This window comes from Amycolatopsis sp. NPDC088138 (assembly GCF_044741685.1).
GTDB lineage: Bacteria > Actinomycetota > Actinomycetes > Mycobacteriales > Pseudonocardiaceae > Amycolatopsis.
The window spans coordinates 112,529-132,300 of sequence record NZ_JBIUTB010000009.1 but is presented as its reverse complement, the minus strand read 5'-3'; the positions used below and the strand labels follow the sequence as shown (position 1 = coordinate 132,300).

18 protein-coding genes are annotated in these 19,772 nt (G+C 72.0%); 12 read left to right on the top strand and 6 right to left on the bottom strand.

Features of this window, described 5'->3' with window-relative positions; translation table 11 throughout:
* Nucleotides 1-24 precede the first annotated feature (24 nt).
* The gene (locus ACIOD2_RS44980; protein ID WP_400551730.1) at nt 25-612 is read left to right on the top strand and encodes an HD domain-containing protein; all 588 of its coding nucleotides are present in this window, start codon (nt 25-27) and stop codon (nt 610-612) included.
* Between the two features lie 259 nt (nt 613-871).
* Here the strand turns inward: ACIOD2_RS44980 and ACIOD2_RS44975 are convergent, their stop codons facing one another.
* Entirely contained in the window at nt 872-2,002 is a 1,131-nt protein-coding gene (locus ACIOD2_RS44975) for an FAD-dependent oxidoreductase (RefSeq protein ID WP_400551729.1), read from the bottom strand.
* 89 nt (nt 2,003-2,091) lie between these two features.
* Between ACIOD2_RS44975 and ACIOD2_RS44970 the strand changes: the two genes are divergently transcribed.
* Complete coding sequence (locus ACIOD2_RS44970; protein WP_400551728.1) at nt 2,092-2,781, top strand: TetR/AcrR family transcriptional regulator; 690 nt, start codon at nt 2,092-2,094, stop codon at nt 2,779-2,781.
* Nucleotides 2,782-2,799: 18 nt separating this feature from the next.
* Here ACIOD2_RS44970 and ACIOD2_RS44965 read toward each other — a convergent pair whose 3' ends face one another.
* Nucleotides 2,800-3,702, bottom strand: a complete 903-nt coding sequence (locus ACIOD2_RS44965; protein ID WP_400551727.1) for a cupin domain-containing protein — start codon at nt 3,700-3,702, stop codon at nt 2,800-2,802.
* A 70-nt stretch (nt 3,703-3,772) separates the two neighbouring features.
* Here ACIOD2_RS44965 and ACIOD2_RS44960 point away from each other — a divergent pair, with 70 nt between their 5' ends.
* The 5 genes from ACIOD2_RS44960 to ACIOD2_RS44940 all read left to right on the top strand — a co-directional run bounded on the left by ACIOD2_RS44960 (nt 3,773) and on the right by ACIOD2_RS44940 (nt 9,427).
* The gene (locus ACIOD2_RS44960; protein WP_400551726.1) at nt 3,773-5,170 is read left to right on the top strand and encodes an FAD-dependent oxidoreductase; all 1,398 of its coding nucleotides are present in this window, start codon (nt 3,773-3,775) and stop codon (nt 5,168-5,170) included.
* A gap of 58 nt (nt 5,171-5,228) precedes the next feature.
* A complete protein-coding gene (locus ACIOD2_RS44955; protein ID WP_400551725.1) occupies nt 5,229-6,131 on the top strand; it encodes an AraC family transcriptional regulator in 903 nt (300 codons plus the stop codon).
* A 61-nt stretch (nt 6,132-6,192) separates the two neighbouring features.
* The gene (locus tag ACIOD2_RS44950; protein WP_400551724.1) at nt 6,193-6,879 is read left to right on the top strand and encodes a hemerythrin domain-containing protein; all 687 of its coding nucleotides are present in this window, start codon (nt 6,193-6,195) and stop codon (nt 6,877-6,879) included.
* A complete protein-coding gene (locus ACIOD2_RS44945) occupies nt 6,876-7,748 on the top strand; it encodes an LLM class flavin-dependent oxidoreductase (protein ID WP_400551723.1) in 873 nt (290 codons plus the stop codon). The genes ACIOD2_RS44950 and ACIOD2_RS44945 overlap by 4 nt, the downstream gene beginning before the upstream one ends.
* An 86-nt stretch (nt 7,749-7,834) precedes the next feature.
* The gene (locus ACIOD2_RS44940; protein ID WP_400551722.1) at nt 7,835-9,427 is read left to right on the top strand and encodes an AMP-binding protein; all 1,593 of its coding nucleotides are present in this window, start codon (nt 7,835-7,837) and stop codon (nt 9,425-9,427) included.
* A gap of 251 nt (nt 9,428-9,678) precedes the next feature.
* Here ACIOD2_RS44940 and ACIOD2_RS44935 read toward each other — a convergent pair whose 3' ends face one another.
* The 3 genes from ACIOD2_RS44935 to ACIOD2_RS44925 form a co-directional block, all read right to left on the bottom strand.
* Nucleotides 9,679-10,614 (bottom strand): hypothetical protein, encoded by a 936-nt coding sequence (locus ACIOD2_RS44935; RefSeq protein WP_400551721.1) that lies wholly within the window; start codon nt 10,612-10,614, stop codon nt 9,679-9,681.
* Nucleotides 10,518-11,126 (bottom strand): hypothetical protein, encoded by a 609-nt coding sequence (locus tag ACIOD2_RS44930; protein WP_400551720.1) that lies wholly within the window; start codon nt 11,124-11,126, stop codon nt 10,518-10,520. Before ACIOD2_RS44930 ends, ACIOD2_RS44935 begins: the two co-directional genes overlap by 97 nt.
* Before the next feature lie 62 nt (nt 11,127-11,188).
* Complete coding sequence (locus ACIOD2_RS44925; protein WP_400551719.1) at nt 11,189-11,794, bottom strand: RNA polymerase sigma factor; 606 nt, start codon at nt 11,792-11,794, stop codon at nt 11,189-11,191.
* Between the two features lie 135 nt (nt 11,795-11,929).
* Between ACIOD2_RS44925 and ACIOD2_RS44920 the strand changes: the two genes are divergently transcribed.
* From ACIOD2_RS44920 to ACIOD2_RS44900, 5 genes are all read left to right on the top strand, one after another.
* Entirely contained in the window at nt 11,930-14,704 is a 2,775-nt protein-coding gene (locus tag ACIOD2_RS44920; protein WP_400551718.1) for a BTAD domain-containing putative transcriptional regulator, read from the top strand.
* Nucleotides 14,705-14,724: 20 nt separating this feature from the next.
* Entirely contained in the window at nt 14,725-15,000 is a 276-nt protein-coding gene (locus ACIOD2_RS44915; protein WP_400551717.1) for a hypothetical protein, read from the top strand.
* A gap of 30 nt (nt 15,001-15,030) precedes the next feature.
* Nucleotides 15,031-16,860: a RiPP maturation radical SAM C-methyltransferase gene (locus ACIOD2_RS44910; protein ID WP_400551716.1), complete on the top strand. Its 1,830-nt coding sequence runs from the start codon at nt 15,031-15,033 to the stop codon at nt 16,858-16,860.
* Nucleotides 16,861-16,927: 67 nt separating this feature from the next.
* Nucleotides 16,928-17,329, top strand: a complete 402-nt coding sequence (locus tag ACIOD2_RS44905) for a DUF6294 family protein (RefSeq protein ID WP_400551714.1) — start codon at nt 16,928-16,930, stop codon at nt 17,327-17,329.
* Nucleotides 17,330-17,538: 209 nt separating this feature from the next.
* Entirely contained in the window at nt 17,539-17,892 is a 354-nt protein-coding gene (locus ACIOD2_RS44900) for a VOC family protein (RefSeq protein WP_400551713.1), read from the top strand.
* On the opposite strand, the gene ACIOD2_RS44895 is transcribed toward ACIOD2_RS44900, so the two are convergent.
* Nucleotides 17,889-19,739: an OmpL47-type beta-barrel domain-containing protein gene (locus tag ACIOD2_RS44895; protein ID WP_400551712.1), complete on the bottom strand. Its 1,851-nt coding sequence runs from the start codon at nt 19,737-19,739 to the stop codon at nt 17,889-17,891. The genes ACIOD2_RS44900 and ACIOD2_RS44895 overlap by 4 nt on opposite strands.
* Nucleotides 19,740-19,772 lie beyond the last annotated feature (33 nt).

Here is a 19,772-nt window from a genome sequence, read left to right as displayed (position 1 = left end):
GCGGCCGGCTCCTACGGTCGTCGCATGACCGACACACTCGCCCTGCCCACCGGGCCGCTCGCCGAGGCGAGCCTCCGCCTGGCCCGGGAGTCGGAGAGCGCCGCGATCGCCGACCACAGCGTCCGCAGCTTCCTGTTCGCCCGCCTGCTGGCCGAGCAGGACGGCAGCGTGCACGACGCGGCCTACGACGAGGACCTGCTCTTCGCCGCCTGCGTGCTGCACGACCTGGGCCTGGGCTCCCTCGCCGCGGGCGAGTCCCGGTTCGAGGTGGAGGGCGCGGACCTGGCCGCGGCGGTGCTGACCGAGCACGGTGTCGCGGCCGCCGACGTCGACCGCGTCTGGGAGGCGATCGCCCTGCACTCGTCGCTCGGCATCGCCGACCGCCGGGGTTTGCTGACTTCCTTGACCCACCAGGGAGTCTTCATCGACGCCGGCAGCTTCACCGGGCTCGCCGCAGCACTGCGGGAGCAGGTCTACGCCGGCTACCCCCGGCCCGACGGCGAGCGCTGGATAGAGGACGCGATCGTCGAGCACGCCGCCCGGTCCGCCGCCGCAGCCCCGCCGTACTCCCTCGGCGCCGAACTGCTGCGCCAACGCCGGGGCGGCGCTTGACCTGCTCTATCCGGTGCGCAGGTCGAGGAGCCTGAGGTGTTGCGCACCGGACTGCTCTGCCGCCGCGGCCCCCGCCATACTCGCTCGGCGCCGAACTACTGCGCCAACGCCGGGGCGGCGCCTGACCGGTCAGCGCTGCTCTTGCCCGGTGCGAAAGTTGAGACTTGTGGGCGGCGCACCAGGCTGCTCTGCCGCCGGAGCACCGCCGTACTCGCTCGGCGGCGAGATGCTGCGCCAACACCGGGCGCGCTTGAACCGGTCAGACCTGCTCCTGCCCGGTCAGCAGGTTGAGAAGACTCTGGGGCGTCTTCTCACCGAAGCAAATCTCGAAATCGCGAGCCGCTTCCGCGCCTTCCTCAGCGCTGCGGGCGAAGAGTGCCTCCTCGTACTCCGCAAGCGCCGCCTCGACGTCGCCCTGGTGCGCGGCGAGGATCTTGCCTAGCTCGGCGCCGTCGTACATGGCCAGGTTGGCGCCCTCGCCGTTCGGGGGTGAGAGGTGGGCGGCGTCGCCGAGCAGGGTCACTCCCGGCAGCCGGTCCCAGCGGTGGCCGATCGGCAGCGTGTGGATCGGGCGCAGGACCGGCGGGGTCTCGCCGTCGGTGATCAGGGCCGTCAGCTCCGGGGCCCAGTCCTCGAACTCCCCCGCGATCCGTGCGGCGGCGACGGCCTGATCGGTGAAGTCGATGCCGGCGAACCAGTCGAGCGGCTTCGACAGCACCACGTAGGTGTGCAAGTTCCCGCCGCTCTCGCGATGGGCCTGGATCCCCTTGCCCGGCTCGGCTGACAACAAGGCCCCGCCGCCGACGGCTTTCGCGGCGGCCGGGTGCCGCGTGTCGCTGTCGAACAGGTAGGTCTCGACGAACGACGTGCCGACGTACTCGGGCACGTCGTCCGACAGCAGTGAGCGGACCCGGGACCACGCGCCGTCGGCGCCGACCAGCAGGCTCGCGACGACCGTGACGCCGTTGGCGAAGGTGATCTCGTGGCCGCCGCCGTCGAGGGTGCGGACTCCGCTCACCTTGTGCCCCCAGCGGACGGTGCCTTCCGGGAGTGCGTCGAGCAGGACGCGGCGCAGCTCGCCGCGTTGCACTTCGGGGCGGCTGCCGGTGCCGTCGTCGGGTTCGTCGAGCAGGACGGTCCCGTCCCGGGTCAGGACGCGGGTCGCCTCGCGGCCCTCCAGGATCAGGCCGCGGAACTCGGCGGTCAGGCCCGCGGCCTCGAGGGCGAGCTGCCCGTTGCGCTCGTGGATGTCCAGCATCCCGCCCTGCGTGCGGGCGGCCGGGGACGCCTCGGCTTCGTAGACCGTGGCCGGGATGCCGTGGACGTGCAGGACGCGGGCCAGGGTGAGGCCGCCGAGACCGGCGCCGATGATCGTGACGTGGGTGTTCATGGTGACTCCTCCGGGGTTCGAGGCCGTCCGGCCTCACTGGAACGTCATTCCATCTTGGAACACCGTTCCAGATGTGTCAAACTGGAGGCATGCCATCTCCGACACACCGGGCCCAGCGGCGCACCGACGCGCTCTCCCGCGAGCGCATCGTCGAGGCCGCCGTCGAGCTGCTCGACACGGCGGGCGAGAGCGGGCTGACGTTCCGGGTGCTGACCGAGCGCCTCGCCACCGGCGCCGGGGCGATCTACTGGCACGTGGCGAACAAGGGCGAGCTGCTCGCCGCCGCGACCGACGCCGTCGTCGCGGCGGCGCTGGAGCCCGGCGGGTCCCAGGGCTCCCCGCGGGAGGAGATCCGCGCCGTCGCGCTCGGCCTGTTCGACGCGATCGACGCCCACCCCTGGCTCGCCACCCAGCTCTCGGCGCAGTTCTCCCGCAGTCCCTGGGGCTCGGTGACCCCGCGGATCTTCGAACGCATCGGACGGCAGGTGGGCGCGCTGGACGTACCCCAGGAAAGCTGGTTCACCGCGACGTCCGCGCTGGTGCACTACATCCTCGGCGCCGCCGCCCAGAACGCCGCGAACGCGGTGAGCGCCCGCGAGCTCGACCCCCGCGTGGACCGCGCCGGGTTCCTCGACGCCGCGGCGACGGCCTGGGAGGAGCTCGATCCCGAGGAGTACCCGTTCACCAGGGCGGTCGCGGCCCAGATGCGGGTCCACGACGACCGCGAGCAGTTCCTCGGCGGCGTCGACCTCGTCCTCACCGGCATCACCACGCCGTGAGCCGCGCCGTGTAGGGCGTTATACAACCCTGAGCGTGGCTTCTCTGCGGAACCGGGCGGGCGAGGTGCCCAGCGCCGTGCGGAACGCCTGCCCGAAAGCCGACTCCGAGCGGTAGCCGACGTCGCTCGCGACCCGGCTGACGGAGTGGTCCGACCGGGTCAGCAGGTCGGCGGCCACCATCATCCGGATCGCCGTCACGAGGGTGGCCACCGTGGTGCCCGTGCGGGCGGTGAAGCGGCGCACGAACGTGGCCCGCGACATCGACGCGGCGGCGGCCAGGCGGTCGATCGTCCAGGCCTCGGCGGGGTCCTCGACGATGCCGGCGATCACCCGGCCCAGGACGTCGTCACCCATGGCGGTCCACAGCGCGGGCTCGCCGAGGCGCTGTTCGGGGCGGCTGCGCAGGGTCATCGCGAGCAGCGCGTCGCACAGCGCGGCCACGATGGCGCCGGTGCCGGGGCCGTCGACGCCGGCCTCGCCGCGCAGGACGCCGGCCAGCGTGCACGCGGGAGCGTCCAGCGAGACGTGCACCAGCGGCGGGAGCAGGCGGAACAGCAGCGCGCCCGCGCCCGGCTCGAAGCGGTAGTGGCCGCAGAACAGGTCCAGCTCGGGCTCGGCGCCCACCGTCCGGCGGGTCGGGAACACCGCCCCCGGCTCCTCCGCGAACCGCCGCCGCCGTCCCGAAGCCGCCGACACGGTGTGCGCGCCGCCGTGCGGGAGCAGCACCATGTCCCCCGGCCCCAGCTCGACGCTCGTGGCGCCCGACGTCACCGTGCACCGGCCGTCGAGCACCAGGTGGAACGGCACCTCCCCCGGCGCGGCCGCCGGGTGGTCCAGCGCGAAGCGTCCGGCCAGCAGGCAGCGCACGTCCACGCCACCCTCGAGGCGGGCCAGCCGGACGAGCCGGCTCACGCCGTCCATGAGCCGATTCCGACGAAAGTCGAGCTGTTCATGCGTGGTCGTCTCTCCCGCCGCGGTGGATCCTGAGCTTATGGAGTACTTCGATCTGATCGTCATCGGGTTCGGCAAGGGCGGCAAGACGCTGGCCGCCACGATGGGGCGGCTCGGCAAGCGGGTGGCCATGGTCGAGCAGTCCGCCGAGATGTACGGCGGGACCTGCATCAACATCGGCTGCGTCCCGACGAAGGCGCTCGTCCACCACGCCGAGCACCCCGGTGCCGGCAGCCCCGCCGAGCGCCACCGCAAGGCCGTCGACGACACCCGCGCGCTCACCACCACGTTGCGCGGCAAGAACTTCGCGAACCTCGACACGATCGACTCGGTCACGGTGATCACCGGCCGGGCGACGTTCCTGGACGCCAAGACCGTGCGGGTCACCGCCGGGGACGACGTGCTCGAACTCGGCGCCGAAACGATCGTGATCAACACCGGCGCCGTGCCGACCGTCCCGCCGATCCCGGGCCTGCGCGCAAGCGAGCACCTGCTCACCAGCACCGACCTGATCGACATCGACCACCTGCCGAAGCGGCTGGCGATCCTCGGCGGCGGGTACGTCGGCGTGGAGTTCGCGTCGATCTACGCCCAGTTCGGCAGCGCCGTCACCGTGCTCGACGCGGGCCCGCGGATCATGCCGCGCGAGGACGAGGACGTCGCCGAGGCGGCCACCGCGATCCTGCGCGGGGCCGGGGTCGAGTTCGTCCCCGGGGCCCGGGTGACGGCGGTGCGCGACATCGAGAACGGCGTCGAGATCACCTACGAAGCCGACGGCCGGACGCACACCCTGGCGGCCGACGAGGTGCTCGCGGCGACCGGCCGCAAGCCCGCGACCGACGGGCTCGGCCTCGACCGCGCCGGCGTGCGCACGACGCCGTCCGGCGCCGTCGAGGTGGACGAGTTCCTGCGCACCAGCAGCCCGAACGTCTACGCGGTCGGCGACGTCAACGGCGGCCCGCAGTTCACCTACATCTCCCTCGACGACAGCCGCATCGTCACCGACCAGCTCACCGGCGGTGGGCGGAGGTCCACAGTGGACCGGAAGTTCGTGCCCTACACGGTGTTCATGAGCCCGGCGCTCTCCCGCGTCGGCCTCACCGAGCACGAAGCCGTCGAGCGAGGGCTGCCGGTGAAGGTCGTCGAGAAGGCGGTCGCGGACATCGCCGGGATGCCGCGCGCCAAGATCGTCGGCGAGACGCGCGGGCTGATGAAGTTCGTGATCGACCGCGAGACCGACCTGATCCTCGGCGCGACGCTGCTGAGCGTCGACTCCCAGGAGCTGATCAACCTCGTCACGCTGGCGATGCGCCAGGGCACGACCGCGAGCGAGCTGCGCGACGCGATCTACACGCACCCGTCGTCGACCGAAGCGTTCAACGAGGTCCTCTCCACCGCGCCGCGTGAGACACCTCGGACGGGAAACGCACTCTCCTGATCACGCCGGTAAAATCCGTCCCCGGAATGCGCTGAACGCACCGCCGGGGAGGAATCGGATGTTCGTGCGCACGTCGACGATCGAAACCGTGCCGCAAGCGGAAATGACGGTTTCCGCCTACCGGGACGCCACGCTCGGGCCGATCACCATCGGCGAGGTCGCGTTCCGGGACGAGCTCCGGCTCGAAACCGACGACGTCGGCACCGGGTTCTACGTCCACCTGCCGATCACCGGCCGGTTCGAGTCCCGGCACCGCGGGGTCGACATGATCGTCCACAGCCGGTCGTCGGCGGTGTACCTGCCCGGCGGCGGGGCGTTCACCGGGCGCTGGCCGGCCGGCTACCGCGCCCTGTGCGTGCGGATCGACCTGCCGGCCGTCGAGACCGCGCTGGCCCGTCTCGTCGGCGACCGCACCTCGGGCCGGGTCACCTTCGACCCGGTGATGAACACCCGGGACGGCCACGGCCGCAGCTGGGCCGACCTGCTGTTCTCCGTCAACCGGCAGCTGTCGCGCCCGGGCGGGCTGCTGTCCCAGCCGCTGGTCGCGGCGCCGCTGGCGGAGAGCCTGCTCAACGGTTTCGTGCTCGCGGCGTCGCACTCCCACGCCGACGCGCTCGCCGGGCCGGTCGTCGCCGCGCGGCCGGCGTCGGTCCGTGCCGCCATCGACGTCATCGAGTCGGACCCGCAGGCGCCGCTCACCCTCACGCTGCTGGCGGCGCGGTGCGGGGTCGGCCCGCGCACCCTGCAGAAGGGGTTCCAGCAGCACCTCGGGATGTCGCCGATGGAGTACGTCCGCGACGTCCGGCTGCGGCGGGCGCACGAGGAGCTGCGCGCCGCGGACCCGTCCGCCGCCTCGGTCGCCGACGTCGCCCGCCGCTGGGGCTTCACCCACCTCGGCCGGTTCGCCTCCGCGCACGAGGCCAAATACGGCCAGAAACCGCTGAGTACGCTTCGCGGATAGCCGGATTCGCATCCTGGACAATTCCGTTACCGATCGCTTTTCCCCTGTTAGAAAAGCGATCATGACCAACGAACCACTCGCCGACGTGCGCGACATGTACCTGGCGCACGTCATGTTCCGCCGCGAGATCGGCCTCGCCCCGGCCCTGATCCGCGGCGTCGCCGAGGGAGACGCCGAACGCGCCGCGGTCGTCGCCGACCACGTCCGGCTCGTCGACACCGTCCTGCACCACCACCACGAAGCCGAGGACGAGCACCTGTGGCACCGCCTGCTCGAGCGGGCCGGGGCCGACGCCGAACCCGTCGTGCGGCTGATGGAGGAGCAGCACGGGGCCATCGACAAGCTGCTGGGCGAGGTCCGTGCCGAGCTGACGTCGTGGCGTGAAACCGCCGACCCGGTGCGGGGTGCGGCGCTCGCCGAGACGCTGACCCTGCTGCACGAGCGGCTCGTCGAGCACCTCGCCGTCGAGGAGGAGCAGGCCCTGCCGCTCATCGGGAAGCACATCACCGCCGCGGAATGGGGGCAGATGATCGCCGCCAGTGCCGCGGACGTCGCGCCGGAGCAGATGCCGCTGATCTTCGGGCTGATGACCTACGAGGGTGACCCCGGCACCGTCCGGGACGTCGTCGCGTCGATGCCGCCCGAGGTCAGCTCGGTGATCGGCGACCTGGCCGCGCAGGCCTTCGCGGCGCACGCGGAGCGCGTGCACGGCACCGCCACGCCCGAGCGCTTCGGCGCGGCGCGATGACCGCCGTGCGGTTCGGGGCCCTGCTGGAGCCGTCGGCGGAGCGCCCGCAGGACGTCGTCGGGCTGGCCGAGCTGATGGAGGAGCTCGGGTACGACGTCGTCACCCTGTCCGACCACCCGTACTGGCCCGAGCGGCTGGACACCATCGCGCTGCTGTCGGCGATCGTGGCCCGGACGACGCGGATCACGGTGCTGCCCAACCTGCTCAACCTCCCGCTGCGCCCGCCGGCCGTCATGGCCCGCACGGCGGCGACCCTCGACATCCTCAGCGGCGGCCGCTTCGAGCTCGGCCTCGGCACCGGCGCGCAGCAGATGTGGGACGCCGTCGTCGCGGAGGGCGGCCCGCGCCGCACCGCCGGCCAGTCGATCGAGGCGCTCGAGGAGGCCGTCCACGTCATCCGCGCGCTGTGGACGTCCAAGACCGACGTCGAGTTCCAGGGCGAGCACTACCAGCTCGGCGGGGCCAAGCCCGGCCCCGCGCCGCTGCACGAGATGGGCATCTGGTTCGGCGCCTACCAGCCGCGGCTGCTGCGCCTGACCGGAACCCTGGGCGACGGCTGGATCCCGAGCTCGCCGTACTTCCCGCCCGACGCCCTGCCCGCCGCCAACCGCATCATCGACGAAGCCGCGCTTGCCGCCGGGAGGGCACCGGCGGACATCCGCCGCGGGTACAACATCGAGGGCACCTTCGGCACCGGCACCGGGTTCCTGCAGGGGCCGCCCGCGGTGTGGGCCGAGCAGCTGGCGGAGGTGACGCTGAACCACCGGATCGACACGTACTTCCTCTACCGGGCCGGTTCGGCGGACGTCCTGCGCCGCTTCGCCGCCGAGGTGGCACCGGCGGTCCGGGAGCTGGTGGCCACGGCCTGACCGGAGGTCTGGGGCGTGATCGGTAACCGTGGTGGGATCGACGACGACTCACCAAGGCAGGCGGAAACCGATCCGAGGAGGCCACCATGGCGGAACCGGCCCACGCGCCCGCGGTGGACGCCGACTCGGTGCGCGAGCTGACCGTCGGTTCCCTGCTCCGCAAGGCGGTGGAGCGAGCTCCTGCCGCGCCCGCGCTGGTCGAGGGGGTTCCCGACCCGCGGGCGCGGCGCCGGTGGTCGTACTCGGACCTGCTGACGGAAGCCGAAGAGGCGGCCCGGGCGCTGCTCGGCCGGTTCCAGCCGGGCGAGCGGGTGGCCGTGTGGGCCAACAACATCCCCGAGTGGGTGGTGCTGGAGCTGGCGGCCGCGCTCGCCGGGCTGACCCTCGTCACGGTGAACCCCGCGCTGCGGGAAGACGAGCTCCGGCATGTCCTGAGCCAGTCGCGCGCGACCGGGATCTTCCTGGTGGCGGACTACCGCGGCAACCCGATGGCGGAGACGCTCGACCGGCTGCGTCCCGGCCTCCCGGACCTGCGGGAGACGGTGCTTTTCGGTGACTGGCCGGCGTTTCGCGCGTCCGGCTCCCCCACCGAGGTGCTGCCCGCGGTGCGCCCGGACGACCCGGCGCAGATCCAGTACACCTCCGGCACGACCGGCACACCCAAGGGTGCGGTGCTGCACCACCGCGGCATCACGAACAACGCGTTGCTGTCCTACGTGCGAACCCTGGACATGCGGCCCGGCGAGGCTTTCGTCAACCCGATGCCGCTCTTCCACACCGCCGGCTGCGTGCTGGCCACGCTGGCCCCGATCGCGTCGCTGGGCACCCAGGTCCTGCTGCCGTGGTTCGACCCCGGGCTGCAGCTGGAACTGATCGAAGCCGAACGCGGCGCGGCGTTCGGCGGGGTCCCCACCATGCTGCTGGCGCTGCTGAGCCACCCGCGGTTCGCCGGGACCGACCTCTCGTCCGTCCGCTACGCCCTCGCCGGCGGCGCGACGGTCCCGCCCGATCTGGTCAGGCGCGTCGAGTCCGCGGTGGGGGTGCCGATGAGCATCGTCTACGCGCAGACCGAGGCCTCGCCCGGGATCACCATGACCCGGCTCGACGACAGCCCGTCGCACCGGGCGGAAACGCTCGGGAAGCCGTTGCCCGCCTGCGAAGTCAAGATCGTCGATCCCGCCACCGGCGACGTGCGTGGCCGCGGCGAGGTCGGCGAGCTGTGCACCCGCGGCTACCACGTGATGCACGGTTACTTCGACCGTCCCGACCAGACGGCCGAGGCCATCGACCCGGCGGGCTGGCTGCACACGGGCGACCTCGCCACGATGGACGACGAGGGTTACCTCCGCATCGAGGGCCGCGTGAAGGAGATGATCATCCGCGGCGGCGAGAACATCTACCCCCGCGAGATCGAGTACGCCCTGCTGGCTCACCCGGCCGTGGCCGACGTCGCGGTGGTCGGCGTCCCGGACCCGGAGTGGGGCGAACAGGTGGCGGCCTTCGTCCGGCTGACACCCGGCGAGACCGCGGACGAGACGGCACTCTTCGCCCACGTCCGGGAGAAGCTGGCGCCCCACAAGACACCGCGGATCTGGCGCTTTGTAACGGAGTTCCCGTTGACGGGGTCCGGGAAGATCAAGAAACACGAGCTGCGCGACCAACTGGACAACGACGGGTGACCGCGGCCGCGCACCGCGGTGAAGTGGTCCGTGCGCGTCGACTGGTGCTACGACGGCAAGACCGTCAGCAACATCCGCCACTACTGCTACCTCAAGGAGGACGGCGGCGGCGTCCCCGACTACCAAGGCCTCAGGCGAAGATCGCGCTGTGCGTGTTCAAGATCGGCTGCTACCGCACCTACTACCCGCTCGAACGGTTCGTCCTGGGCAACAACGGCAGCTACCGGATCGAACAGCAGAAGTGACGGGGCTCAGGGCCGCTCGTTCTGGAACTGGAACTGGACCCGCACCGAGCCGTCCAGCGGGACGATGATCGTCGAGTCGCTGGCCGACCAGCGGTCCGGGACCAGGAACATCCGGTCCTTTCCGTGGATCAACAGGCGCAGGTGCCGGTACCGGTAGTGGAACGTCTGCCCCTCGGACGGCGGCAGCTTCGTCTCCTCGAGGCCCGGGCTGCGCAGGAACAGGCTCTCCTTGGTGTCGAGGATGACGCTGGGCAGCTTGTCGAGGCGGGCCGCGTCGGACATCGCCGCGCCGCGGCCCGACCACTGCGCCACCGTGGCCGTCATCCAGAACACGCTCACGGCGATCACCAGGTAGCCGAGGACGACCGCGCCGCGGTGGACCGGCGGCCGCAGCAGGCGGCGGATCGCCGAGCCGTACCGGAACAGGGTGGTGCCCGCCGCGATCAGCAGCGGGGTCACCAGCCCGTACAGCCGCCAGCCGCCCAGGAAGGCGTACCCGAAGAGCAGCACCAGACCGGCGGTCAACGTGCCCAGGCCGATCCCCTGCGCGACCCGGCCCAGCCGGCGCATCGCCGTCGTCCGGATCCGCTTCCGGACGACGGCGTGCACCGCGACCGAGCCGGCACCGGCCGCGGCGAACACCAGCAGTGGAGTGAGCAACGGCTGCGGGCTGCGCATGATGTACTCCTGCGTCCCGAGCCCGATCGTGTCGACGTCGACGCCGAAGTACTCGAACCGCGCGCGGGCGGAGACGTAACCGAAGTAGAACAGCACCGCGCTCAGCAACGTCAACGGCGGGATCGCCGTCTTGCCCGCTTCGAGGAAACGCTCGAGCCGGCCCGGCGTCACCCGGTCGTCGTGGTCGTGGTCTCCGTCGTCGGCGATTCCGGCTGCGTCATCCGGATCGATCCGGGACTCACCCGGCTTCGCAGGTCCTGGCACGAGTTTTCCTTCCCGGGGGCGCACACCGCTTTGCCCTGGACCGTCAGCCACGCGGTGCCGCCGGTGCCGCGCGCGGTGACCGCGACGGAACAGGTGCCGGCGCCCGAGCCGAAGGTGAACCCGGCGCACGCGTCGGGATCCCCGCACTTCCCGCCCACGCTGAAGGCGCCCGGCGGCGTGACCCGGATGGTGGTGACCTTGACCCCGTTGTCCGGCAGCAGGTCCGGCTGCAGCCAGCTGACGGTCACGCACTGCTCCCGGTCGCTCGAGTCGGCATCACCGCCGATCGGCAGCTGGGCGATCGAGATCGCGACCCCGGCGTCATCGGCGGTCCTCGGGGCCTCCGGGCCGGTCGGTTCGGCGCTCGGGGTGCCGGTGGTCAGAGGTGCTTCGGTGGTGGACGCCTCGGGGGTGGACGTCTCGGTGCCGCCGCCGGACGGCGTCGAACAGCCGGCCACCCCGAAGGCGAGCACCGCGGCCAGCACGGGAAAGCTCGTTCGGAACAAGGTCATCGTGGTTCCTCCTCGGCCTTCGGAGTCGGGCTAGAGCCCGGTGATACGCCGGGATTGCGGTATCACGCCGTGGCCCGCGCGCTCTGCGGGGTGTGTCCAGTGACGTCGTGCGGATCGCCGCCGAGCAGCGCCGCCACCGCCGGTGCGCGGCGGGCGCGGGCGAGGCAGCGCGCCCGCGACGGGCCGATCGAGCCGACCGGGATGCCCAGCGTCGCGCTGATCTCCCGGTAGGACCGCGGCGGATCGCACAACAGCATCGAGAGCAGCCGCTGGTCCCGCGGCGGCAGCTGGGTGAACGCGCGGCGGGCCGCGGCGCGGCGCTCCCCGGCGATCAGCGCGGCGTCGAAGTCCGGCTCGGCCGGGTCGCCGATCAGCGCGGCGTCGGTCGGGATCTGCCGGTTCCGGTGGCGCAGCAGCCGCAGGCACTCGTGCCGGGTCGTGGTGCTCAGCCAGCCCGGCAGCGCCTCCGCGTCGCGGATGTGCGCCAGGTGCGTCACCAGGTTCAGCCACACCGCGCCGGCGACGTCCTCGGCGTCCGCGCCGGTGATCCGGTACTGGCGGCAGACGGCCGAAACCAGCGCGGAATAACGGACGACGATATCCCGCCACGCCCATTCCGCACCTCGGGCGGCGTTTTCCAGCAATGGTGCCGGAGAATCGTGGTACATGACCCCTCCTCGAACTGTCTCGTTCCCGGGTTCACGGTTCCGCCACGACCTGGTCGCCGACCTTGCGGGAATCTTGCGGACGGAGCAGTATCGGTTCCGCCATTCGCGACGCGTCGGACACGGGAAGGCCGCCGCATGGAGTTCGTGCTGTTCGGGGAGGTGCAGCTCCGGGTGGCGGGGCAGCCCCTGGACATCGGGACGCCCCGGCAGCAGGCGGTGCTCGCGGTATTGGCGGCCGACGCGGGGCGTCCCGTTTCGCTGGAAACGATCATCAATCGGCTCTGGGGTGACGATCCGCCCGCCGAAGCGCGCAACGTGTTGTATTCCCACATCAGTCGAATACGTCGATTGTTCAAGGAGATCGCCGATTCCTCCGGCGAGACCGCGAAGCTCCCGCGCCGCACCGCCGGTTACGTGCTGGAAATCGACCCGGGCGACGTCGATCTGCTCCGCTTCGAGCGCCTGGTCGAGCGCGGGAACGACCAGCTGGCCACCGACACCGACCGGGCCGCGGCGCTGGCCGAAGCGGTCTTCGGGCGGCCGGGCACCCCCTTGGCCGGTATTCCGGGTGACTGGGCCGATCAGGTACGCGCGACCTGGCACCGGCGTCGGCTGGACGCCGCGGTGCACTGGGGCGAGCTGGAGCTGCGCCTGGGCCACCAGGCCGCGGTGATCGACGCGCTGTCCGGCCTGGCCGGGGAGTACCCGCTCGCGGAACCGCTGGAAGTACTGCTGATGCGCGCCCTGTACGCCGCGGGGCGCCCGGCGGAGGCCCTCGACCGGTACGACGTCGTCCGCAAGCGGCTCGCCGAGGCGCTCGGCACCGATCCCGGCCCCGAGCTGCGCGCGCTGCACCGCGCGATGCTGCGGGACGAGCTGCCGACCGCGCCGCGGGCCGCGCCGGTGACCACCCCGGCCCAGCTGCCGCCCGGCACCCCCGGTTTCGTGGGCCGGGAAACCGCGCTCCGCCACCTCGACTGGGTGAGCGACGAGCAGTTCCCGGCCACCCGGATCGTCGTGCTGTCGGGCACCGCCGGTGTGGGCAAGACCGCGCTGGCCGTCCACTGGGCCCACACCGTCGCCGCCGGGTTCCCCGACGGCCAGCTGTACGTGAACCTGCGCGGGTTCGACCCGACCGGGTCACCGGTGGACCCGGCCGAAGCGCTGCGCGGGTTCCTCGAGGCGCTCGACGTGCCCGGCGGCCGGCTCCCCACCACGCTCGAGGCCCAGGCCGGCCGGTACCGGAGCCTGCTCGCGCACCGGCGCGTCCTGATCGTGCTGGACAACGCCCGCGACGCGGAGCAGGTCCGGCTGCTGCTGCCGGGCGCGCCGGGCAGCGTGGTCGTCGTGACCAGCCGGGACCGCCTCGCCGGCCTGGTCGTCGCGGGCGCGCACCCGCTCACCGTCGACCTGCTCGACGACGCCGAGGCCCGGGTGATGCTGCGCCGGCGGATCGGCGCGGGCCGGGTCGCCGCCGAACCCGAGGCGGTCGACGAGATCATCGGCCTGTGCGCGCGTCTCCCGCTGGCCCTGGCGGTGGCCGCGGCCCGCGCCGCCACCCACCCGGCCTTCAGCCTGGCCGCGCTGGCCGGGCAGCTGCGGGACGCGCGCGGTGTCCTCGACGAACTCTCCGGCACCGACCCGGCGACCGACGCCCGCGCCGTGTTCTCGTGGTCGTACCTGCGGCTGGACCCCGCCGCGGCCCGGCTGTTCCGGCTCTTCGGGCTGCACTCCGGGCCGGACGTCGGCACCCGGGCCGCGGCGAGCCTGGCCGGCGTGCCGGAAGGCAAGGCGCGTCGGCTCCTGTCCGAGCTCGCCCACGCGCACCTGATCACCGAGCACGCCCCCGGCCGGTACACCGTGCACGACCTGTTGCGCGCCTACGCCACCGAGCTCGTCGACGAGACGGAGTCCGCCGCCGACCGTGAAGAAGCCGCCCACCGCGTGCTGGGCCACTACGCCCACACCGCCTACCACGCCGACGGGTTCCTCGACCCGCGGCTCGAGGTCCCGCCCGAGCTGACACCGCTGCCGCCCGGCGCCGAGTCCGAACGGATCACCGACCGCCGGCAGGCCGTCGCCTGGTTCGAGGCCGAACACCGCGTGCTGCTGCTGGCCGCCCACGCCGGCGCCGCGTTCGACACCCGCGTCTGGGACCTGGCCCGGTCGATGCAGCGTTTCCTGGCGATGCAGGGACATTGGCACGACGAGAGCGACGTGCTGACGGTGGCGGCCGCCGCCGCGCGCCGCCTCGGTGACGAGCGCAAGCAGGCGTTCGCCCACCTGCACCTCGCGGGTACGCACGTCCGGTTCGGCCGGCACACCGAGGCCGACGACGACCTCCGGACGGCACTGACCCTTTCCCGCGCGGCCGGCGACGTCGTCGGGCAGGCCTACGCGCACCGCCAGTTCGCCTGGCTGCTCGACCGGCAGGGAGCCGTCACGGACGCCCTCACCCACGCCGAGCAGGCCCTGGAGCTGTTCCGCGCGGCGGAGCACCGGGCCGGGCAGGCGACGGCCCTCAACGCGGTCGGCTGGTTCCGCACGCTGCTCGGCGAGCACACCGTGGCCATCGGCTACTGCCAGCAGGCGCTCGACCTGCAGACGCAGCTCGCCGACCAGATGGGCGCGGCGCAGAGCTGGCACAGCATCGGCTACGCCCACAAGCAGCTGGGTGCCCCGGCTCGGGCCCTCACCTGCTACCGGACGGCGCTGGACCTGGCCCACCGCAACGGAAACCTGATGACGGAAGCCCGGCTGCACATCGAAATCGCCAACCTCCACCACGAACTCGGCGACATCGAGTCGGCCCGGTCCGGCTGGCAGCAGGCCCACGACATCCTCGCGCACCTCGCCCATCCCGACGCGGACGAGGTGCGGACACGACTGTCCGAAGTACACAGTGAGTGATTCACGAGAGGGAGGAACCCATGCCCGACATCACCGACGAGGAAGCCGAGAACTTCTTCGCCAGGCTGGACGAGTTCAAAAAGGATCTGACGGACCCGCAGAGGGACCTCTTGAAGGCGGTCCTGTGGCTCGCCTGGACCGCGACCGAGGAAGAGGGACGGCTCACCGACGATTTCGAGGGGTCCTTCGCGCCGAGCCAAGCCCTGGCGATGGTGCGATACCACACCGGTGCCATCAGCCCGGTGGAGATGATCCCCCGGATCTGCAAGGGTTTCATCCGATCACACATCCACTGACCACCGCCATGAGCAGGGGGTGACCAGACCATGACCGAGCCGGTCGTTCTCGTGTCCATGCCGTTCCTGGAGGCCGACCGGCCGTCCATCCAGCTCGGGCTGCTCAAGGCGATCGCGGAGCAGCACGGGTTCCCGGCGCGGACCCTGCACCTGAACCTCGACTTCGCCGTGCGGATCGGCTTGGACTACTACCAGTCGCTGGCCGAGCACCGGGGACGGCAGATCGGCGACTGGCTGTTCTCGGTCGAAGCGTTCGGCGAGGCCGCGCCGGATCCGGACGGCAAGCTGCTCGAGGAGATCGGGGCCGGACTGTCCTACCTGGACGGTCCGGCCGAGCCCGCGGCGGCGCGGCTACGGGGTACGCGCGAGCGGGACGTTCCCGCGTACCTCGACGCCGTCGCCGGGGAGTTCGCCGGGGTCCGGGTGGCCTGCTTCAGCTCGACGTTCCAGCAGAACGCGGCGTCGTTCGCGCTCGCGCGGCTGCTGAAGGAGCGCCACCCCGGCATCGTCACCGTGTTCGGCGGCGCCAACTTCGACGGCGAGATGGGCCTGGAGCTGGTGCGGACCGTGGACTGCATCGACTTCGCCGTCGTCGGCGAGGGCGACGTCGCGTTCCCGCGCCTGCTGGACGCGCTCGCGAACGATACGGACCCGGGCGGGATTCCCGGTGTCGCCCGGCGCGTGGGAAACGACGTCGTGGCGGCACCTCCGGAGGCGCCGCACAGCCGGCTCGACGACCTGCCCGTGCCGGACTACGGCGAGTACTTCGCCCGTGCCGCGCGGCTCAGGCTGCCTGCCGACGACGTCGCGATCCCGTTCGAGTCGGCCCGGGGCTGCTGGTGGGGAGCCAAGCACCACTGCACGTTCTGCGGGCTCAACGGGACCACCATGCAGTTCCGCGCCAAGTCGCCCGCCAAGGTGCTCGACGAGCTCGACCGGCAGGCGCGGCGGTACGGCGCGTTCCGGTTCGACGCCGTGGACAACATCCTCGAGCCGAGCTACCTGAAGGAGCTGTTCCCGGCGATGACCGAGGGGGCCCGGGACTACCGGATCTTCTACGAGGTCAAGGCGAACCTGACCCGGGCGCAGCTCAAGGTGCTCGCCGGGGCGGGTGTCGACCGGCTGCAGCCCGGCCTCGAGTCGCTGAGCTCGGAGGTGCTCCGGCTGATGGACAAGGGGGTCCGGGCCGCGCAGAACGTCAACCTGCTGCGCTGGGCCGGGTACTACGGGATCTCCGTCGGCTGGAACATCCTCTGGGGTTTCCCGGGCGAGACCGCTGATGCCTACACGGCGCAGGCGGCGGTGGTCCCGGACCTGGTCCACCTCCAGCCGCCGGCCGGCGCGGACCGGGTCTGGCTGGAGCGGTTCAGCCCGCTGTTCACCCAGCCGGCCCGGTTCCCGCTGCGGCGGCGCGAACCCGAACCCAGCTACCGGCACGTCTACCCGTCCACAGTGGACCTCGACCGGGTCGCCTACTTCTTCGACTACGAAACGGAGGCCGCCCTCGACCCGGACGTCTACACCCCGCTGGCCGACGCCGTGTCCACGTGGACGTCGGCGTGGCAGGAGGCCCCGCGGCCGTTCCTCGTCTACCGGTCCGCCCCCGGCTTCCTGCAGATCCACGACGGCCGGCAGCCGGACCGCGCCGGCGTCCACACCTTCCGCGACGCGCTCGCCGGCATCTACCTCGCCTGTGTCGAGCGGCCCCGCACCGCCGCGGCCGTGCACCGCGAACTCGGCCTCACCGCACCGGTCGCCCAGGTCGAGGAGGTCTTCCGCGAGTTCGCGGCGCGCGGGCTGATGTTCCTCGACGAGAACCTGGCGCTGTCACTGGCGCTGCCCGCCACGCGGGGCCGGTGACGCGTATCAAGGCCGGGTTCCGCTCCTCTGTCCGGCTGCGGGGGTGGACGAGCAGAAAGGCCGTGTCATGGATCCGTCGGCCATCATGGTGGCGGCGAACGCCGCCGCGCGGCGTCTCACCGGCTGGACCCCGTGGGAGTTCACCTGGGGGCCGATCAGGAAGGGGAACTGCACGATGGCCGCGGGGGCCAGGTGGACCCTCTTCCCCAACGGGACCGCCACCTTCGACGGCACCGTGTCCAGTGTGGACGACGACGCCGCGTGGGTGATCTGGCACGTCGACCTGCTGGACGCCGGGTGGGCCGTGCTGGGCTCGCTGGCCACCGAACACCCCGTCGGGGGTGACTGGCGCAAGTTCGTGCGGACCATGCCGAGCGGCGCGGAACCCTACCGGTTCCGCGCCTGGGCGAGTTTCGAGCCGGATCTGTGGGACGACATCGCCCACCTGAAGATGTACTCGAGCTGCTGAACCGTGGTTCAGGCTCGCGGCAGCTCGTAGGCCGCGGTGAAACCGGTCATCAGCTCGGTGCCGAAGGTGCGGTCGCACCGGTGCACGTCCGCGGCGAAGGCGGTTCCCTTCCCCGTGGACGGTGGTACCGGGGCGGATCCGCAACCGCCGGAGAAATACACCGCGTGTCGCCCGCCCGCCTCCGGGCGCCGGGCTGGCACGATCGGGCCATGGAACGCGTGCTCGGCATCGGTGGTTACTTCATCCGCGCTTCGGACCCGGCGCGCCTGGGCGCCTGGTACCGGGACAGCCTCGGCCTCGACGCCGACGAGCACGGCCTGTGGCGCCAGGAGGCGGGCCCCACGGTCTTCGCGCCGTTCGAGGCCGGGACCGACTACTTCGGGTCCCCGACCCAGCAGACCATGCTCAACTTCCGGGTCCGCGACCTGGACGCCATGCTCGCCCAGCTCCGCGACCGGGGCGCCGACGTCGCCGAGGAGACCCAGGACATGGACGGCGTCGGCCGCTTCGGCTGGGTCACCGACCCCGAGGGCAACCGCATCGAACTCTGGCAGTCGGCCTAGTCCAGCCCGCGCAGCTTCGCGGGCTGAGCTTTCTTCGGATCGGGCTTTACCTCGTGACCGGCGGCAGGAGCGCCGCCGACGCCGGACTCGATGGCCGCCGTCACGATGCGGTTGCGGTCGCCTGAGGACAGCACGCCGTTGCTGACCAGCTCCTGGGTCACCGCCTTCACGTGCTTCACGAACCGGTCGTGGGACGCGTACTCCGCGTTCTCGTCGATGACGTCGTTGAGCGTGCAGCCGTTGCCGATGTCGGTGTTCTCGACCTGGCTGTCGACCCCGCCGATCACCACGGTCTCCCGGGTGTCGGAGTTCGGGCAGGCGTCCGGCGGTGGCGGCGTCGCGACCACCTTGAACGTCCCCGACTGCTCCGCCGAGACGTTCCCGGCGACGTCGGCGGCCCGGAACCGGACCGTGTGCGCGCCGAGCGCGGACACCACCACCGGCGCGGTGTACCGCGTCCACGCGCCGCTGTCCACTTTGTACTCGGCGAAGTCCACACCGGACTCCGCGTCGGCCGCCGTCAGCGTCACCGTCGCCTGGCCGACGTACGACCAGTCGCCGCTCTGCTTGCCGCTCACCGTCAGGGACACCGTGGGCGCGGTCGTGTCGCCACCGGCGACCACGGAGAAGGACACACTCCCCACCGCAGAGGTGTTACCCGCGACGTCACGAGCCCGGTAGTCCACCGTGTGCGCGCCGGCCGAAGAAACCTGAACCGGAGCGGAGTAGGCGGTCCACGCACCACCGTCCACTCGGTACTCCACGGCGCCGACCCCGGAACCCGCGTCCGACGCCGTGACCGTGACGACCGCCTTGCCGACGTAGTTGCCGTCACCGTCCTGCGTGCCGGCCACGGAGGCCGTGACGACCGGCGCCGTCGTGTCGCTCTTCACCACCGTGAAGTGGGTCATCCCCTCCGGTGACGTGTTCCCGGCGACGTCACGAGCCCGGTAGGAGAGCATGTGCATGCCCGCCGCGGTCACCGGAACCGGTGCCGTGTAGGCGGTCCACGCGCCGTCGTCCAGTTTGTACTCGACGGCGGCGACCCCGGAATCCGCGTCCGTCGCTGTGATCGTTGCCGTCGCGACGTCGACGTAGTTGCCCGACGCATCCTGCGTACCGGCGAGCGAGGCGGTCACCGTGGGCGCGGTGCCGTCCCCCTCCCGTTCGACGATCGTGAAGTGCGCCATGCCTTCGGCGGACGTGTTCCCGGCGACGTCGGTCGCGCGGTAAGCCAGCATGTGCATGCCCAGCGACGACACGACGACCGGCGCCGAATACGGCGTCCAGGTTCCGCCGTCGAGCTGGTACTCGACCGACGCGACGCCGGAGCCCGCGTCGGTCGCGGTCAGCGCCACGGAAGCCGACCCGAGGTAGTTGCCGGACGGGTCCTGGTCACCCGTCACTGCGGCGGTCACTGTCGGCGCGGTGGTGTCGCCGGTGCCGTCGGACACCACGAACTCCCCCACCATCGACGTGTGACCGGGGATGGTGCAGAAGTACCGGTACTTGCCCGGGGTGAGGGTGACGACGGCCTCGTGCCGGCCGTTCTGCGGGTCGAACGGGTTGGCCAGGACGTTCAGCGTGACGTCGTGGTTGTACCCCGGCGTCGAGGTGTCGAACGTCAGGGTGTGCGACATCCCCGTCGTGTTGCCGGTGGCTTCGCTGTTCTCGAAGACGATCGTGGTCTCGCCGGGCAGCGCGCCCGTCGGCGCGGACGCGTATTCGGTGGTGCTGTTGCTCCCGGTCCAGGTCAGGGTCTGGACCGGCGCCGCCACCGCGGGGGTGGCGAGCCCGAGCAGGGCCAGGAAAGCGGCCAGCAGCACGGCGATCAGGCGTGGGGACATCGCGGAAACCTTCCTGGGAGGAACGGGGGCCGG

Coding starts and splice junctions, on each gene's coding strand:
- ACIOD2_RS44965 (WP_400551727.1), bottom strand. CDS start 3,702: ATGGACGGCGTGAGCCGGCTCGTCCGGCTGGCCCGCCTCGAGGGTGGC.
- ACIOD2_RS44895 (WP_400551712.1), bottom strand. CDS start 19,739: ATGTCCCCACGCCTGATCGCCGTGCTGCTGGCCGCTTTCCTGGCCCTG.
- ACIOD2_RS44905 (WP_400551714.1), top strand. CDS start 16,928: ATGGATCCGTCGGCCATCATGGTGGCGGCGAACGCCGCCGCGCGGCGT.
- ACIOD2_RS44975 (WP_400551729.1), bottom strand. CDS start 2,002: ATGAACACCCACGTCACGATCATCGGCGCCGGTCTCGGCGGCCTCACC.
- ACIOD2_RS44900 (WP_400551713.1), top strand. CDS start 17,539: ATGGAACGCGTGCTCGGCATCGGTGGTTACTTCATCCGCGCTTCGGAC.
- ACIOD2_RS44920 (WP_400551718.1), top strand. CDS start 11,930: ATGGAGTTCGTGCTGTTCGGGGAGGTGCAGCTCCGGGTGGCGGGGCAG.
- ACIOD2_RS44940 (WP_400551722.1), top strand. CDS start 7,835: ATGGCGGAACCGGCCCACGCGCCCGCGGTGGACGCCGACTCGGTGCGC.
- ACIOD2_RS44980 (WP_400551730.1), top strand. CDS start 25: ATGACCGACACACTCGCCCTGCCCACCGGGCCGCTCGCCGAGGCGAGC.
- ACIOD2_RS44910 (WP_400551716.1), top strand. CDS start 15,031: ATGACCGAGCCGGTCGTTCTCGTGTCCATGCCGTTCCTGGAGGCCGAC.
- ACIOD2_RS44925 (WP_400551719.1), bottom strand. CDS start 11,794: ATGTACCACGATTCTCCGGCACCATTGCTGGAAAACGCCGCCCGAGGT.
- ACIOD2_RS44915 (WP_400551717.1), top strand. CDS start 14,725: ATGCCCGACATCACCGACGAGGAAGCCGAGAACTTCTTCGCCAGGCTG.
- ACIOD2_RS44955 (WP_400551725.1), top strand. CDS start 5,229: ATGTTCGTGCGCACGTCGACGATCGAAACCGTGCCGCAAGCGGAAATG.
- ACIOD2_RS44930 (WP_400551720.1), bottom strand. CDS start 11,126: ATGACCTTGTTCCGAACGAGCTTTCCCGTGCTGGCCGCGGTGCTCGCC.
- ACIOD2_RS44950 (WP_400551724.1), top strand. CDS start 6,193: ATGACCAACGAACCACTCGCCGACGTGCGCGACATGTACCTGGCGCAC.
- ACIOD2_RS44960 (WP_400551726.1), top strand. CDS start 3,773: ATGGAGTACTTCGATCTGATCGTCATCGGGTTCGGCAAGGGCGGCAAG.
- ACIOD2_RS44945 (WP_400551723.1), top strand. CDS start 6,876: ATGACCGCCGTGCGGTTCGGGGCCCTGCTGGAGCCGTCGGCGGAGCGC.
- ACIOD2_RS44970 (WP_400551728.1), top strand. CDS start 2,092: ATGCCATCTCCGACACACCGGGCCCAGCGGCGCACCGACGCGCTCTCC.